The 496-nt window shown below is 65.7% G+C and carries 1 pseudogene; it reads left to right on the top strand.

Annotated elements, in window-relative coordinates:
- Positions 1-496 (top strand): annotated as a pseudogene (locus QWI17_RS08965) (thiamine pyrophosphate-binding protein); the annotation flags it as partial.

The following is a 496-nucleotide window of genomic DNA, read 5'->3' as shown; positions in this document are numbered from 1 at the left end:
CAAGCAGGGCAAGGAAGACTGCCACGGCGCACCGCTGGGCAACGACGAAATCGCCCTGACCCGCCAGGCCCTGAACTGGAACTACGGCCCGTTCGAAATCCCGGCCGACATCTATGCCGAGTGGGATGCCAAGGCTGCCGGTGCCCAGGTCGAAGCCGAGTGGAACCAGCGCTTCGACGCCTACGCCAAGGCTTAACCGGAGCTGGCTGCCGAGTTCAAGCGCCGTACCCGCGGCGAACTGCCGGCCGACTTCAGTGCCAAGGCCCAGGCCTACATCGAAGAAGTGGCTGCCAAGGGCGAAACCATCGCCAGCCGCAAGGCCAGCCAGAACGCCCTGAACGCCTTCGGCCCGCTGCTGCCCGAGTTCCTCGGCGGTTCGGCCGACCTGGCCGGCTCCAACCTGACCCTGTGGAAGGGCTGCAAGGGCGTCGAAGCCAATGACGCCAGCGGCAACTACGTGTTCTATGGCGTACGCGAGTTCGGCATGACCGCCATC

It is taken from the genome of Gilvimarinus gilvus (assembly GCF_030518155.1).
GTDB classification, from domain to species: domain Bacteria; phylum Pseudomonadota; class Gammaproteobacteria; order Pseudomonadales; family Cellvibrionaceae; genus Gilvimarinus; species Gilvimarinus gilvus.
The sequence above is the reverse complement of the archived record's forward strand: the minus strand, read 5'-3'. Positions and strand labels throughout refer to the sequence as shown.